At 57.9% G+C, this 14,751-nt stretch carries 10 protein-coding genes; 6 read left to right on the top strand and 4 right to left on the bottom strand.

Features of this window, described 5'->3' with window-relative positions:
• Positions 1-176: 176 nt before the first annotated feature.
• Both mdh and FHS27_RS27595 read right to left on the bottom strand, forming a co-directional pair.
• Positions 177-1,127 carry a malate dehydrogenase gene (gene mdh, locus FHS27_RS27600; RefSeq protein ID WP_184309134.1) on the bottom strand — a complete coding sequence of 317 codons (951 nt, stop codon included), beginning with the start codon at positions 1,125-1,127 and terminating at the stop codon, positions 177-179.
• 142 nt (positions 1,128-1,269) lie between these two features.
• The gene (locus tag FHS27_RS27595) at positions 1,270-2,565 is read right to left on the bottom strand and encodes a sodium:calcium antiporter (protein ID WP_184309132.1); all 1,296 of its coding nucleotides are present in this window, start codon (positions 2,563-2,565) and stop codon (positions 1,270-1,272) included.
• A gap of 706 nt (positions 2,566-3,271) precedes the next feature.
• Here FHS27_RS27595 and FHS27_RS27590 point away from each other — a divergent pair.
• The 5 genes from FHS27_RS27590 (at position 3,272) to FHS27_RS27570 (ending at position 8,764) form a co-directional block, all read left to right on the top strand.
• A complete protein-coding gene (locus FHS27_RS27590; protein WP_246421099.1) occupies positions 3,272-4,813 on the top strand; it encodes a carboxypeptidase M32 in 1,542 nt (513 codons plus the stop codon).
• The gene (locus FHS27_RS27585) at positions 4,810-6,438 is read left to right on the top strand and encodes an AAA family ATPase (RefSeq protein WP_184309128.1); all 1,629 of its coding nucleotides are present in this window, start codon (positions 4,810-4,812) and stop codon (positions 6,436-6,438) included. The genes FHS27_RS27590 and FHS27_RS27585 overlap by 4 nt, the downstream gene beginning before the upstream one ends.
• Complete coding sequence (locus tag FHS27_RS27580; RefSeq protein WP_184309126.1) at positions 6,435-7,493, top strand: metallophosphoesterase; 1,059 nt, start codon at positions 6,435-6,437, stop codon at positions 7,491-7,493. The genes FHS27_RS27585 and FHS27_RS27580 overlap by 4 nt, the downstream gene beginning before the upstream one ends.
• 28 nt (positions 7,494-7,521) lie before the next feature.
• Positions 7,522-7,815 carry a hypothetical protein gene (locus tag FHS27_RS27575; protein WP_009105333.1) on the top strand — a complete coding sequence of 98 codons (294 nt, stop codon included), beginning with the start codon at positions 7,522-7,524 and terminating at the stop codon, positions 7,813-7,815.
• A 286-nt stretch (positions 7,816-8,101) separates the two neighbouring features.
• Positions 8,102-8,764 (top strand): DNA repair protein, encoded by a 663-nt coding sequence (locus FHS27_RS27570; RefSeq protein ID WP_184309124.1) that lies wholly within the window; start codon positions 8,102-8,104, stop codon positions 8,762-8,764.
• A 188-nt stretch (positions 8,765-8,952) separates the two neighbouring features.
• On the opposite strand, the gene FHS27_RS27565 is transcribed toward FHS27_RS27570, so the two are convergent.
• Positions 8,953-10,044, bottom strand: coding sequence for a succinylglutamate desuccinylase/aspartoacylase family protein (locus FHS27_RS27565; RefSeq protein ID WP_184309122.1), 1,092 nt, complete (start codon positions 10,042-10,044; stop codon positions 8,953-8,955).
• A gap of 653 nt (positions 10,045-10,697) precedes the next feature.
• Between FHS27_RS27565 and FHS27_RS27560 the strand changes: the two genes are divergently transcribed.
• Positions 10,698-14,084, top strand: coding sequence for a general secretion pathway protein GspD (locus tag FHS27_RS27560; RefSeq protein WP_184309199.1), 3,387 nt, complete (start codon positions 10,698-10,700; stop codon positions 14,082-14,084).
• 411 nt (positions 14,085-14,495) lie between these two features.
• Here the strand turns inward: FHS27_RS27560 and FHS27_RS27555 are convergent.
• On the bottom strand, positions 14,496-14,751 hold a 256-nt coding region (locus FHS27_RS27555; RefSeq protein ID WP_184309120.1), incomplete at its 5' end, for a hypothetical protein.

Below are 14,751 nucleotides of genomic sequence, written 5' to 3'. Positions count from 1 at the left end.
GGTGGTGACGCCAACGCCACAAAAAAAGGCCCAGACGGTTGCAGCAAACATTCGGTTTGCTCCATCCGTCCAGGCCTTCGATCGTCGCAAAGACGATGCGTGTTCGTTATTTGAAACGCACCGAGACGGCCACACCCTCGCATAACGAGGGCTCGTAGATCTGCATGACCGCGAACTTACGCCGACAGCAATTCGTTCATCGATGCGACGAGCGACTTGACCGCGTCGACGCTGTTTTGGAACGCTTTAGTTTCCTCATCGGTGAGGCTCAGTTCGATGATCTTCTCAACACCACCGGCTCCCATCACGACAGGCACGCCGACGTAGTATCCGCCAACGCCGTACTGCGAATCGCAATACGCGGCGACGGGGATGACGCGTTTCTTGTCTTTGACAACCGCTTCGACCATCTGGGCACATGCGGCTGCGGGGGCGTAGTAGGCACTGCCGGTCTTGAGCAGCGAGACGATTTCGGCACCGCCCTTGCGAGTCCGGTCAACGATTTCTTCCAAACGGGCAGAGTCGACCAATTGGGTAATCGGGATCCCACCGACGCTCGTGCAGCTCGGGATCGGAACCATCGTGTCGCCGTGTCCACCCATCAACAACGCGCTGATGTCTTCGATGCTGACGCCGAGTTCCATCGCCAGGAACGTGCGATATCGGGCCGTGTCGAGCACACCGGCTTGGCCGATCACGCGGGCCGGATCGAAACCGGTGACCTTCCACATTTGCTGGACCATCGCGTCGAGCGGATTGCTGACCACGATCACGACCGCATTCGGGCTGGTGGCCTTGATCTGCTCAGCGACACTGCTGACGATTTTCGCGTTGGTGGCCAACAAATCGTCGCGGCTCATGCCTGGTTTGCGAGGAATGCCGGCGGTGACGACAATCACGTCGCTGTCGGCGGTATCGGCGTAATCGGTCGTGCCGACGATGTTTGAATCAAATCCCATGATCGGCGAAGCCTGCATCAAATCGAGAGCTTTGCCGCGTGGCATGTCTTCGGTTTGCGGGATATCGAGCAGGTAAACATCGCCGAGTTCGGCCGCTGCACACCAATGGGCACACGTGGCACCTACGTTTCCGGCTCCAATGATCGTGATTTTAGCGCGACGTAACATGAGAATTTGTCAACGTTGATAGGGGAAATAGGCGGAGCGGCGTGATGACCGCCCGTGATGTCCATCGACTTGGACGTTCAGGATGGCGATATGTTGGCAGCCCCCTGACGAGCGTCAAGAGGGGCGACTGCGATAACTCGTCTCACCCCAGCTTTGGCAGCCGATCGAGGACCGATCGCAGGAATCCGGAGATCTGCTCCGCCAACGCGACGTCCTGGCTGCGTCCGACGATGTACGCCACAAATCCGCAATACAGCAGTAACAACAACACCGCCTTGCCTTTTCTCATTTCCACATACTGAATCCCCGCCGGCGTGACCCCTCGGCGACCGAGGAAGTAAACAAAAAACCCAGCCACGGTGAGTCCCAACAACAACAGCCGCAACTCGCCGCTCTGTTCCGCGATATCGGCCGACAATTCGATCGGACCATGAATCAGCGTGAAGACAAACAGCGGAAAGCCCAACGCGAAACAAATGTCAAAAATGTTGCTCCCCAACGCGTTCGCCACCGCGTCGTCATAGTCCCCGTCGCGAGCGTCCCGGATCGAAATCACCGTGTCGGGAACGCTCGTCGCCATCGAGGCAAAGATCACCGCGACGAACATCGCCGGCATCCCAAACCCTTCGAACGTCTGCCCGAACAGCGTGTATGAGGGGTTCTCCACGTTTGCCGCCCCCGTTCCCAACCATTCGCACGCCGTCACCAACGCCCAACACGCCGCCCCGATCACCGCCGTCGAGGTCAACAACAGCCCCCAACCGTTCCACGACTCGTCCTCCATCTGATCGCGATGGTGATCTTTGACAAACCACCGCTCCAGATCCAACAACGGCCCGCCCGACATCCAGTAAAACAGCGTGCCGACCACGCCGGCCGGTTCATCCTCGTCGTCCTGATCGGCACCGTCATCGTCGCCTGACTCTTCGTCGTTCGCCGCCGCCACCTGTTTCATCGATGTCAACATGTAAATCATGTACGCGAAGTACATCACCATCAGCACGAGCCCCTGCCACCAATGCAGCCGGTCGCCGTTGACCAACAAAATCAACACGAACTCGCACAAAATCAGTGAGATCCCATCGCGAAGCAGCACTTTGGTCGACACGTTCACCGACGTCACTCGGACCCCCGCGACGACGAAGCCGACGACGCTCAAGATACACGCGGCAGGAATGATCATGCCGTTGAAAATCGCACTTCCCGCCGTCGTCCCGATCCCCACCGAAAACCCGTCGCGATCGGACAACACGAAGAGCGCGATCAAAGTCGTGAACAGCTCCGGCACACTCGATGAAATCGCATTGATCGTTCCACCGCGAACGCCTTCGGAGAGATTGCGTCCAATGTATTCGCTCGCGATTTCAAACCCGTCACATGCCCGCCAAATGACGAGACACGTGAAGAAGATCAGGATCAGAGGAATCAAAATTCCCATCAGTACTCTTTACTAAATGTTTCAGAAGCGTCCGACGCCACACGACGCGGCGTGAAGCACCCGCGAAAGATAGTTTGCCCGGCATCCTTGCTCGAACGTCCAGCTTTGCTCGGACGCCCAGTCTTACTCGGACGCCCACGCTCGCTCGGACACTCACGCGAGCCCCCCCCCCCGAAAATCAAATTATGATTCGCACAGGACACTTCGTTTCGACGGTCCGCACGTCCAGTCTCGCCGTCGATCGGGTTTCCCTTAACCGCGAAACACAAACGTATCAGCGGGAACTCTGCGGCGAGCATCGACACACCGCGATTGAGTGCATTTGAGGCGTCCGAAGGATCGTAGTCGATTCGGTCCAAACCACGCGACCGGGGAGAAAACGATTTTGGTTTAGTTGAACACAACCTCCGATATCGGTATTGTTCTGGCTCCCTTTCACCGCTGTCGGAGGGCCACCCGTCCGACGCCAACACGTCCGCCACTAACCTGACCGACGCAAAACCCACCGTCAGGTAAACGCGTCCCCCTCAACAACTAACTGTTCGAGTGGCACGCACAGCGAACGGCACGCGAGAAACAAAATGGACACGTGAGTCTCGATTGACCATTTTGACGTCAAATGAATGATTGAAATTCATCGAAATCAAACCGCATCGAGATGCCGACCACGAGATTCCTAACTACTGAACAACGGATGAATGACGACATGACGAATCATGGAGAGGTTTTTAATGCGTTGCGTGCTCACCTTCGTAAGACGTCGTTGGTCGCATCGGCATCCGAGTTATTGGAATGGGACGAGCGAACCGGCATGCCTGTCGACGGCAGAGAATTCCGTGCCGAACAAGTCGCTTACCTGAGCGGACTCGTCCACGACATGCGGACCAGCCCCGAGATCGAATCTTGGCTCGACCAACTCAGCGGCTGGTCGGATGCGGACGCCCCCCACGGCGACGTCGGTGCTACCGTGCGACTGGTTCGCAAAGACTACGAAAAACAAAAACGCCTTCCCAAGGCTCTCGTCGAAGCGATCGCGTCGGCTACCGTTCGCGGCCAAGGACGCTGGGACGCGGCACGTAAAGCGGACGACTATCGCCAATTCCAGCCCGCTCTCGACGAAATGATCTCGCTGCAGCGGCAAGCCGGCGAATGCCTTGCCGATGACGGACAAACGACTTACGAAGCGTTGCTCGATCAATACGAACCCGACGCCAAAGCCGACGAACTGTCGCGAGTGTTCGCGAACCTTCGTGGCGAATTAGTCCAACTGCTCGACGAAATCAAAGGCTCGACTCGCCAAGTCGACGAGACGTTGCTGAAGAAACAATACCCCGTCGATGGCCAACGTAGTCTCTCGCGCACGCTAGCCGAAGCGATCGGATTTGATTTCAATCGCGGACGACTCGACGAAACGTCACACCCTTTCTGCACCAACCTCGGGCCTTCGGATTGCCGAATTTTGACGCGATACGATTCGAGTTGGCTGCCCGGCAGCATCTTTGGGACGCTGCATGAAGCGGGTCATGGGATGTACGAACAGGGCCTGCCGCAAGATTGGTACGGTCTACCGCCGGGGACCTACGCATCGCTGGGGATCCACGAATCACAATCACGGCTTTGGGAAAACCTCGTCGGACGCTCCGCGGAATTCTGGCAGTGCTTCGCTCCCCTGATGCAAGAAACGTTCGGCGAGAACATTGCCGCCGAAAAGTGGCACGCATCATTTAATCGCGTCACGCCTTCGCTGATTCGCGTGGAAGCCGACGAGGCAACCTACAACCTGCACATCATCGTTCGCTTCGAACTCGAGCAAGCGTTGATTTCCGGCGAATTGTCGACCGACGACCTTCCCGCGGTTTGGAACGAACGCTACGAAAACGTCATCGGCGTGCGGCCCCCTTCGGACGCCGACGGAGTGTTGCAGGATGTCCACTGGAGCGCCGGATTGTTCGGGTACTTCCCAACCTACACGTTGGGCAACCTGATCGCGGCGCAGCTCTACGCGGCTGCGGACAAATCACTCGGCGACCTCAACGGCATGATCGCACGCGGTGAATTCGAACCGTTGCTCACCTGGCTACGTGAAAACGTTCACGCTCATGGACGTAAATATTCGGCCGACGAGATTGTGCAAAACGCGACCGGTCGTTCCCTGTCCGCTGAACCGTTGGTGGCGAGCCTTCGCGAACGGTACTCGCTGGTCTACGATGTGTCGCCTCCCGCTTCCGCCAGCACCACGTCCTCATGATTCGAAAGATCACGCTCGAAAACTTCATGTCTCACGGGAAAACCGTGATCGAGTTGGCGGACGGATTGACGGTACTCACGGGGCCAAACAACTGCGGCAAGTCGGCACTCGTTTCGGCCTTGCAAATCATCGCCGCAAACGGCCGCACGACCCACGTCATGCGCCACGGTTCGAAGTTCTGCCGGATTACCGTGGAAACGGACGACGACCACACGATCGTGTGGGAACGTAAGAAGTCGACCGTCAAATACAACATCAACGGCGAGGATGTTCATCGGATCGGACAGAGCGTCCCGGAAGAACTTCACGAGACACTGCGTCTGGACAAAGTCATCACGGAAGTGGGCGCGTCGAAGAACGAATACGACATCCACTTCGGCGAGCAAAAATCGCCCGTGTTCTTGCTCAACGAAAGCGGCAGTCGAGCGGCGGCGTTTTTCGCCTCGTCATCCGACGCCGCCCGCCTCGTCGAGATGCAGCACGTCCACCGCAGCCGCACGACGCGTGCCCGCAGCGAAGCGAAACGGCTCAACACCGAGAGCGAACAAAACATCGCCCGTCTCGCCGCGTTTGCTCCCATCGATGCGATCAGCGAATCGGTCAAAGCCGCTGAGAAGTTGCAGGCGGCGATCGAACAGCAGCAACAACAAATCCGCGATGTCGCGACCCTGATCGATCGATTGCAAACGTCCGCGGCGGACGTCACACGGTGCAGCGGTGAACTCGCGATCCTGAAAACGCTCGACCAAGCCACGACGACGCCCGACGAACTGCTGACGAACCGGACAAGATGCGAACGGCTGCGACATTGGCTTTGTTCGGCGACAGAGATGACGCAAATTCGTGACCGTGAACAATCGCGGTTCCAAACTCTCTCGCAACTGCAACCGCTGCCCGATCAGCATCCCGCCGCGGCACTGGCGGACTTGATTGCGAAGATGGTGCAAACGCAGACTCGTTTCACGATTGCGGAACGGATCTCAAAAAGCTGCACACCGCTGACGTCGCCACCACCACTCGAACCGGCCGACGCTTGTCGGCAAACCGCCCGCCGCCTCGCCGTCGCAATCGAACATCACAACGCGGCCCGCCGCACTCATGAGGCTCTGTCGCAACTCGCCGCACCGCCTGCCGCGCATGACACGCCACGTGTCTCGAGCTTGGTCGAGCGATTGAAGGTTGCGATCGCAAATCATGCCGCGATGCACGCCCGTTTGTCGGCGACGACGGCACTCACACCGCCGCCGGTCATCGAGCCTACCGGCACGCTGCAACGAACGATCCAAGAACTCAACCTCGTCCAGACAAAACACCAAACGATTTCGGATCGAACCGCCAAAATGCAATTACTGCGGCCACTCGAACCACCCCATGACCTTAAACCGGTTGAAACCCATCTCGAACGAATCAAACGAATCAACGAGGACGTGACCAAGGCCCAAGCCAAAGCCGACGCGGCCCAGGCGTTGCTGCAAAAACACGAACGTATGATTCGTGACTTTGTCAGCGAGAACCCGAAGTGCGCCACCTGTGGCGGCAGCATCGATCCTGAAACGTTGATGTCAACGGTCCCCGGCACGCACGATCACGACGACGGTACCGCAGCACGGGAGCCCTCCGTATGAGCGAAAAGAACGGACTGCTCTTCATCGGCGACCCTCACTTGGAAGCCCGCGTTCCCGGGTTCCGCAAGGACGATTACCCGCAAGTCGCGATCGCCAAATTCGCGTGGTGTTTGCGATACGCCCGCGAGCAAAACCTGCAACCGATCCTGCTCGGCGACCTGTTTCATTTGCCGCAAGACAACCCGAACTGGCTGCTGTCGCAGATCATCGAAACGATCTCGGATTTTTACGGCCCCGGACTGCCCGCCATTCATGGCAACCATGACGTGCGTGAAAACTCTCGCAAGCCCAACGACTCGGTCAGTATTTTGTTCGCCGGCGGCCATTTGCGACTGCTCACCGAAACCGATCCGTGGATCGGTACGGTCGACGGTCGACGGGTCATCGTGGGCGGAACCGTGTGGGGCGAACGATTGCCCAAGGAATTCCAACCGCTCGGCGAACCGCCTGAACAGGGACAACTGTTCTCGAGCAACGAAGACGACGCGGACCTCGTCGCCTGGATCACGCACCACGACATCTTGATTCCGGGATACGAGGAAGCCGGCCGGATCCGGCCGAAAATGATTCCGGGCATCGACCTGATCGTCAACGGACACGTCCACCGACGATTAGAACCTGTCCGCAAAGACGGCACGAACTGGATCACCGCGGGCAACATCACTCGCCGTGCCCGCAGCGACGCGTCGCGGTCACACCTCCCCGCGGTAGTCTGCGTCGTGCCACCGACGAACACCGCCGTCGAGAAAGACGACGCGATCGAATCGTTCGACTTTCAATCCCAATCGAACGTGCCTTGGACTCTGCGTTGGGTCCGAGTACCACACGCACCGTTCGACGACGTCTTCCACCCCGAAGTGATCGGCGACGCCGCCGAAGAAGAGGCCGCCGACGGTTCCGCGTTCATCGCCGATTTGCGAGAATTGACGCAGCGAAAAACCGACAGCGGCGCGGGGTTGATGACCTACCTCGAACAGAACGTGAACCAGTTCGACGCGTCCGTCGCTGAAGAGATCATGCGACTCGCCGCCGAAGTCACCGAATCAACTCAATAGCCCATTCGCTTTCCCTCAACGGAACACCATGACCGCACGCACCATCGAACAACTCAAGTCCGAGTACGAACAACTCAACGAACGAAAGATCCAAGCTCAAACGCAACTGCAGGAAGCCCAAAAGCAACTGACAGCGTTGCAAGCCGAAGCCGAGAAAGAATTCGGAACCAGCGACGTGAAGGAACTGACCGAAAAGCTCGAACAGATGGAAACCGAAAACGAAAAACGACGCAGCGAATACCAAACATTGCTCGACAAGATCAGCGGCGACCTAGCCGAAGTCGAGAAGGCCACCGCAGCGAACACAACCGCCGACGCCTAAGCGAAACGCTCGGATCTCGTCAGAAGGCCCCGGCAGTGTTCGCGTCGCTCGGCGGCAGGCTACTGACTGAAACGCCTCCGGCGTACACGAATTCATAATACCCTCCCCGGACCGAAACGGGCGGTCCCTCCCAAGCGGAGGATGAACGAAGCGTTGCCCCGACTCCCGACAAATCAACCGTCTCTCAACAACCTCCCCAAAATCTCATCACCCTCCCTCCGGGAGGGTCGAACGAGGGGAGAGAACATTATTGGCTGATACCTTTCACTAGCCCCACGTCAAACCCTTGACCACGCTTCCCGATCTTGCTGACCTTCGCAACCGCGCCCATCGCATCGAGGGCAAGCGTGATGAATTGGTGTCGCGACAGAAAAAGGTTGCTGAGCAACTCGCTGAAGAAAATCGTTTCCTCGCGATTGCCGACAATGTCACCGCGGCGTTGGAAAAACTCGGCAACGATGTCTTCCAGAGGCAATTGACGCTGATTGAGAACACGATGACCAAGGCACTTCAGGAAGTTCTCGAGCAGGACATCGAGTTCAAGGCCGGTGCCACGTTCACGCGAGGCGCCGCCAGCGTCGAGTTTTCAATCTCACGCGGCGAGAACACCGAAGACATCATGAAAGGTCAGGGCGGTTCGGTTGCGAACGTTGTTTCGGTCGGTTTGCGTATGCTCGCAATCACAACACTCGATGAACGACGCCACCGCAAATTCCTCGTGCTTGACGAGCAAGACTGCTGGCTGCACCCCGACCTCGTCCCCAAACTCACGCGAATCGTGCAAGAAGCGGGCACGGCGTTGGGGTTCCAAGTCTTGATGATCAGCCACCACGACGTGAACCATTTCATCCGCCACGCCGATCGCGTCTACCGCCTGTCTCCCGACCGTGGCGAAGGCGTCGGCATCGAAGAAATTCGCGCCGACACACCTGTCGAATCGGATAACTAACCCAAATCCGATGACCATCGCGCCGCGACAAAACCGCGTGAACGGCATCACGAACGCTCGGCTCCTAAACGAGGAGGTCGCAGGTCATTTTGGAAACGATGCGAACTCACGCCCGCCTGCGACGTTGCCTAAAACGTAGTCCACTGACTGGGGAGGGTGGCTACCGCATAGACACCGACACAACTGTCTTATTCAACCGGTTCGCTCTCACTCGGTTCGCAATCGATCGGTTCGGTCACCTGCATGTTCGTTGACAGGTGTTCTTGAGCGGTTCGTTGCATGTCGTCGGCTTGAGTTTGTTTTTCAACGCGGCGTGCGGTCTTGGGACTCGCCAACTTTCCGAGATGGATCACAGGTTCTCCCGGTTGCACCGCGGGCAGCGTTGTCATGCCGATGACGATCCCATCAAAAGGGGCCTCCAATCGGTTGTGGTCCTCTTGCACGAGACTGCTGTTCGTTGCCAGTGGTTGTCCTTTGACAACGGTGGATCCTGGTGACACGTGCATGTCCATGAAACCGCCGTGTTCGGCCCGCACCCACTTCGTGTGCTTCAACCTGACTTGGTTTTCGGGCACGTCGGGTTCGCCCTCGATCATCTCGAGAACTTTCAGAACGTTCACGATCCCACGTGTCATGCATTCCAAAACCGAAGGCTCGACTTTCCAAACTTCGCCACCTTCGACCACAATCGTTGGACATCCCGCCAAGGTCGCCTCACGTCGAAACGATCCCTTCGGCCCGCGACCGTCCAACAGCACACCGGCGCCGAACGCCATCGCCAATCGCAAACATTCTTGATTCTTGAAATCGCAACGCACGTTGGGATAGTTCGTCCGCCGGACCGCCGCGGTGTGAAGATCGATCCCGAAATCGCATTGCGCGACGACCGCATCAAAGATGACTTTCGCCATCCGTGTCGCCATGCTGCCCGACGCGTTGCCGGGAAAACAACGGTTGAGGTCTCGACGGTCGGGGAGGTACCGCGAGTGTCGTTCGAACCCCAACACGTTCAAGACCGGGATCATCAGCACGTTGCCGCACGAGGGGCCCCATTCAGGATCCGCCAACAGCGACCGAATCGCACCGGTCCCATTGAGTTCATCCCCGTGCAGTGCCCCGGTAACGAAAACGGTCGGGCCAGGTTTGCTGCCGCGGATCACTCGCAAGGGAATCGAGATGTTACGACCGCTGTAACTCTCGGAAATTTCTAAGTCGACGTTTTGATGCGATCCCGCCTCGATTTCGTGCCCAAACCAGTTTTGCGTTTTCCAGTCTTTCATCGCGAGCTTTCAAATTATCCACGGAATTACATGATTCTAATGCAACATGCGACTTTCCGTGAGATGGCATCACTTGCGGCGATTTTGGCACGTCAATGCTGGCATCTCCTCCCAACGATCAGCCGTTGGAAACGCTGATTTCGCGACATCGCGTATGGAACGAGATATCGCGTAAACCGAAATTTTTTTTTCACATTTTTTTGCCGTAGTCCGTTTTGCCCCCCACCCACGAGGTTGTCGCACCGTTTCAATCACCCCGTTTTCCTCGGTCGAAACGACGACTTGAGCCAAACTTTGAAGATTTCGCTATATAAAAAACACCCAAAAACGACTTGACGCCGCCTTCGATCAGTTCGTATTGCCAGACCCACTCGGAAGGTTTCCGTATCGCCTCGAAAGGATTTTGAGCTGATGCGAGAGCTTTCCGAAATCTGTCCAATGTCTCACCGCGAAGAAGGAGAGTCGCGTTGAACCGCTCGAATAAGCCGTCCAGGCAGAAGAGTTCATCTAGTGTCGAACACAGCTACACCACTCATGAAGAGCGGCGTGCTGTCGACTGTAACCTCGACCCCGGTGAGATTGTCGGAACAAGCCCGACCTCATTACCCCATCCGCCAAGGAGATCGCGTATGACTATCCCGAAAGGTTCGGTCATGCCTCTGTGCTTGGTCGGATGTCTGTTCATCGTAACACCAACCGCCAATGGGCAGTTCACGCTGCCCGGATCGACGGCCCAACCGAGCGGCAACGGTGCCGGTGCCAAGAGCATCGCGTCGCAATTGCAAACCATTGACGCAGCGATCGCCGCGGGCAACTTCACCGGTGCGGTGCAAGCCTACCGTGCGGCACACCAATCCGCACCGTCGAGCCCCGAGCTTCGTCAACGTTACGACCGTTTGGTCGCACGTGGCATCGACGGCAGCCTGTTGAACCTCACGCCCGTCGCCGCACCCTCGGCATCGGCGATGCAGCCGATCGACGCTCAACAGGTGAACGCCTCTCCTGCTAATCCGACATTATGGCCGCTCGAACGACGCCAACAGGAAAGCCGCCGACTCACCGCGATGGGCCGCACGGCCTTGGATCGTGGCGACGTTGGTGCCGCCTTCCAATTCGCCACCGCCGCCCAACGGCTCGGGGTGGCTCAACACGAATTCAATCCTGGCGATGCCCGCCCTTGGCAGTTGATGCTCGACGTTCAGTCGGCCGCTCGCCGCAGCGGACTGGACCTGAATCAATTGGCTCAAATGCCAATCACCAATCCAAACATCACCCAAACCAACGGCGTGATGCCGATCGGACAAGCCGGCCAACCCGCCAACGCGATGGTCGCCCAAGCCGGCGGCACGTTCACCCCAGGCGGACCGACCAACATTCAACAAGTGCAAGCCACCGCGTCGACTTTCGTTGGTGACAACAACAGCGGATCGTCCGAAGGCGAACGCCTGTTCTCCGAAGGCATGAAGCTCTTGTCGGCCGGCAACCAATCCGAAGCACGTGCGAAATTCGTCAAAGCATGGGAATTCGAAGCCGACCTGCCCGTCGACACTCGCCGTGCCCTGCAAGACAAACTGACGTTGCTGCAACCTTCGCGGATGCCAACGCCAACCAGCCCCGCCGCACCCATGTCGGCAATCGAAAAGGCTGACCTGGCTGCCGCTCAACAAGTCAAACGACTGTACCGCGAAGTCACCACCGAACTCGCCAAAGCGAACGAGAAGAAAACCGACGCTCCACTGGACGCCGTCAACGACCTCGAACGCCTCGCTCGCAAGGTCGAAGGTGCGAACATCGACGAAGCCTCACGTGCCTCGCTCGCCGCAATGGTCGGTCGTGCCCTGACCGAACAACAAAACTACGTCAACGCAAACCGCGCCAAAATCGACCTCGATCTCGAAAACGAACGCATTCGTACCGAGATGGAAACTGAAGACGCTCGAGAAGCACGAATCGATCAAGAGATTTCGTTGCTGGTCGACAGCTTCAACGACCTGATGGATCAAAAGCGGTACGAAGAAGCCGAAGTGATCGCCAAACAAGTCGGCGAGCTGAAGCCTGACTCGACCATCGCGATGACGATGTTCCACAACAGTCGCACGCAAGTCCGAATCCAAATGGACGACGACATTCGTGCCGACAGCGAGAACGGATTCGCACGCACCATGCTCGACATCGGCCGAACCGCAGTCGCTCCCGACCCGGATCGTCCGTTTCAATTCCGTGACCCGAAAGACTGGGAAGCCATCTCTCGTCGCCGTCTCGCCGCACGTGACAGCAACTCACGTCTGAGCCTCCGCGAACAAGAGATCGAACGCAAACTCGAAACCGATGTCGAACTGAAATACCGCAACAGCCCTCTCGGTGAAGTCCTTGATGATCTGTCCGCCGTCACCGGTGTGCCGATCGTGATCGACCAACGAGCCCTTGCTGCGATCCGAATCAGCCGCGACACGCCGGTATCGAAATCGATCACCAGCCGTCTGCCGCTCAAGAGTGCACTGAACATCTTGCTCGAAGACCTCGACTTGACCTACGTGCTGCAAAATGACGTGCTCAACGTGACCAGCCGCGAAGCACGACGCACGATGACGTTCCCACGAACATATCGCGTCGCTGACCTCGTGACCCCGATCCCGAACTTCATCTCGGGCTACGAACACGGGCTCGCCGGTGCGTTGAAGTCGGCTTACCAAATGATTCGCCCGACAACAGACGTTCAAGTCGTACCGGTTTCGATGACCGATCTCGGCGGCGGCATGGCCAACAATGCGAGCAACAACCTCGGTCGCAACATGCTCGGCCAGTACAATCCGATGGGCAGCGGCTCAGGATTCGCAGGCGGCCTCGGCACCTCCGGCATGGCCCAATCGGGTCGTGGTGGTGGATCGATGGCTGACTTCGACTCGCTCATGCAACTGATCCAACAAACGATCGAACCGGATAGCTGGGAAGCTCTCGGTGGCGTCGGAACGATGGCTCCTTACCCACAAAACTTGTCGCTGGTGATCAGCACGACGAGTGACGTGCACGACCAAATCGTCGACTTGCTCGAATCGCTTCGCCGCCTGCAAAACCTGCAGATCACGATCGAAGTTCGCTTCATCACGCTCGCCGACACGTTCTTCGAACAAATCGGTATCGACTTCGACGTTCGCTTCGATGACAACGCCCAAAGCATCCCTAACGATGACTCGGGTTCCGCCGTCACGATCGGTCTGGACGCCCCTGGTATCCCAACCGCTGACCTCGACATTCGATTCGACAACCAAACCTTCAGTGGTGCGGTTGCCCCGTTCGGTGGTGACACCGGTGCCATTTCAACGATCGGCTTTGCGATCCTGAGTGACATCGAAGCGTTCTTCTTCTTGCAGGCCGCTCAAGGTGACAACCGCAGTAACATCATGCAGGCACCGAAGGTGACCCTGTTCGACGGACAGATCGCATCGATTAACGACACCGTGTCGCGACCATTCGTGACCAGTATCGTCCCCGTCGTCGGTGACTTCGCCGTCGCACAACAGCCCGTCATTGTCGTCCTCGACGAAGGCACACGGCTGAACGTGCAAGGTGTTGTCAGTGATGACAAGCGATTCGTTCGCCTGACGCTCGTTCCGACGTTCAGCCAGATCGGTGAAGTCAACACGTTCACCTACGAAGGCAGCCGCACGACACGCAGCTCGAGCACAAGCGAAGTCGACACCAACGGTGACGGCGTGATCGATGAAAACGACGAGAACGAAGAAGAGGACATCATCCAAGGTACGACCGTGCAGCAACCAACGTTTGCGTCCACTTCGGTCAGCACGACCGTGAGTGTCCCAGACGGCGGTACGATCCTGCTCGGTGGTATCAAGCGAATGAGCGAAGGCCGCAACGAACGCGGTGTCCCATTCTTGAGCAAGATCCCTTACGTCAGCCGCTTGTTCCGCAACACGGGTGTGGGCCGGACCTCGACCAGCCTGATGCTGATGGTGACGCCACGGATCATCATCCAAGAAGAGGAAGAAATCGCCCAAACCGGTTTCGACCCAAGAAACTAAACCCGAAAGCAAACCGCTTTCAGGTCAAACAACCGGAACCCTCCATCAGGAAACTGATGGAGGGTTCTTTCGTTGGGTGGGGAAGAATCTGTCAGCAAAACCGGTCGCTCCCGCCACTGGCAAAGGTTGCACAGGCCCTCCGGGCCCGGTCGCACGCCAACACTGAAGGGACTCGCCAGGCAGGCTTGAGACACGCCGCCCTCTAGATCACCCAGCCATCCCCGCGAATCACAACCGGCCAAGGTTTGCTCCCGTGCACCCCAAGCCTCCCCACCAAAAGGCCCGGAGGGCCGGCACAACCAGTGCCGGGCCTGATAAGGCCCGGTTACCGCCCCGATCCAATCACCCAAGGCCTGAAGGGCCGATACAACTGAGTTTGTACCGGCCCTCCAGGCCTCAAATGATTTCCCATCAACAAAACCGGTGGCTCGCGCCACCGGCATGGGTTGTATCGGCCCTCCGGGCCTGGTCGCGCACCAGCACCAGCACCAGCACCAGCACCAGCACCAGCACCAGCACCAGCACCAGCACCAGCACCAGCACCAACACCAACACCAACACCAACACCAACACCAACACCAACACCAACACCAACACCAACACCAACACCAACACCAACACCAACACCAACACCAACACCAACACCAACACCAACACCAACACCAAT

It is taken from the genome of Aporhodopirellula rubra (assembly GCF_014192335.1).
GTDB classification, from domain to species: Bacteria; Planctomycetota; Planctomycetia; order Pirellulales; family Pirellulaceae; genus Rhodopirellula; species Rhodopirellula rubra.
Note: the sequence above shows the minus strand (reverse complement) of the source record. Positions and strands in the feature narration are given on the sequence as shown.

What these genes read in the sequence shown, in the direction of transcription:
- mdh (WP_184309134.1), bottom strand. Translation starts at nt 1,127, where the DNA reads ATGTTACGTCGCGCTAAAATCACGATCATTGGAGCCGGAAACGTAGGT.
- FHS27_RS27565 (WP_184309122.1), bottom strand. Translation starts at nt 10,044, where the DNA reads ATGAAAGACTGGAAAACGCAAAACTGGTTTGGGCACGAAATCGAGGCG.
- FHS27_RS27585 (WP_184309128.1), top strand. Translation starts at nt 4,810, where the DNA reads ATGATTCGAAAGATCACGCTCGAAAACTTCATGTCTCACGGGAAAACC.
- FHS27_RS27560 (WP_184309199.1), top strand. Translation starts at nt 10,698, where the DNA reads ATGCCTCTGTGCTTGGTCGGATGTCTGTTCATCGTAACACCAACCGCC.
- FHS27_RS27575 (WP_009105333.1), top strand. Translation starts at nt 7,522, where the DNA reads ATGACCGCACGCACCATCGAACAACTCAAGTCCGAGTACGAACAACTC.
- FHS27_RS27590 (WP_246421099.1), top strand. Translation starts at nt 3,272, where the DNA reads ATGACGAATCATGGAGAGGTTTTTAATGCGTTGCGTGCTCACCTTCGT.
- FHS27_RS27595 (WP_184309132.1), bottom strand. Translation starts at nt 2,565, where the DNA reads ATGGGAATTTTGATTCCTCTGATCCTGATCTTCTTCACGTGTCTCGTC.
- FHS27_RS27580 (WP_184309126.1), top strand. Translation starts at nt 6,435, where the DNA reads ATGAGCGAAAAGAACGGACTGCTCTTCATCGGCGACCCTCACTTGGAA.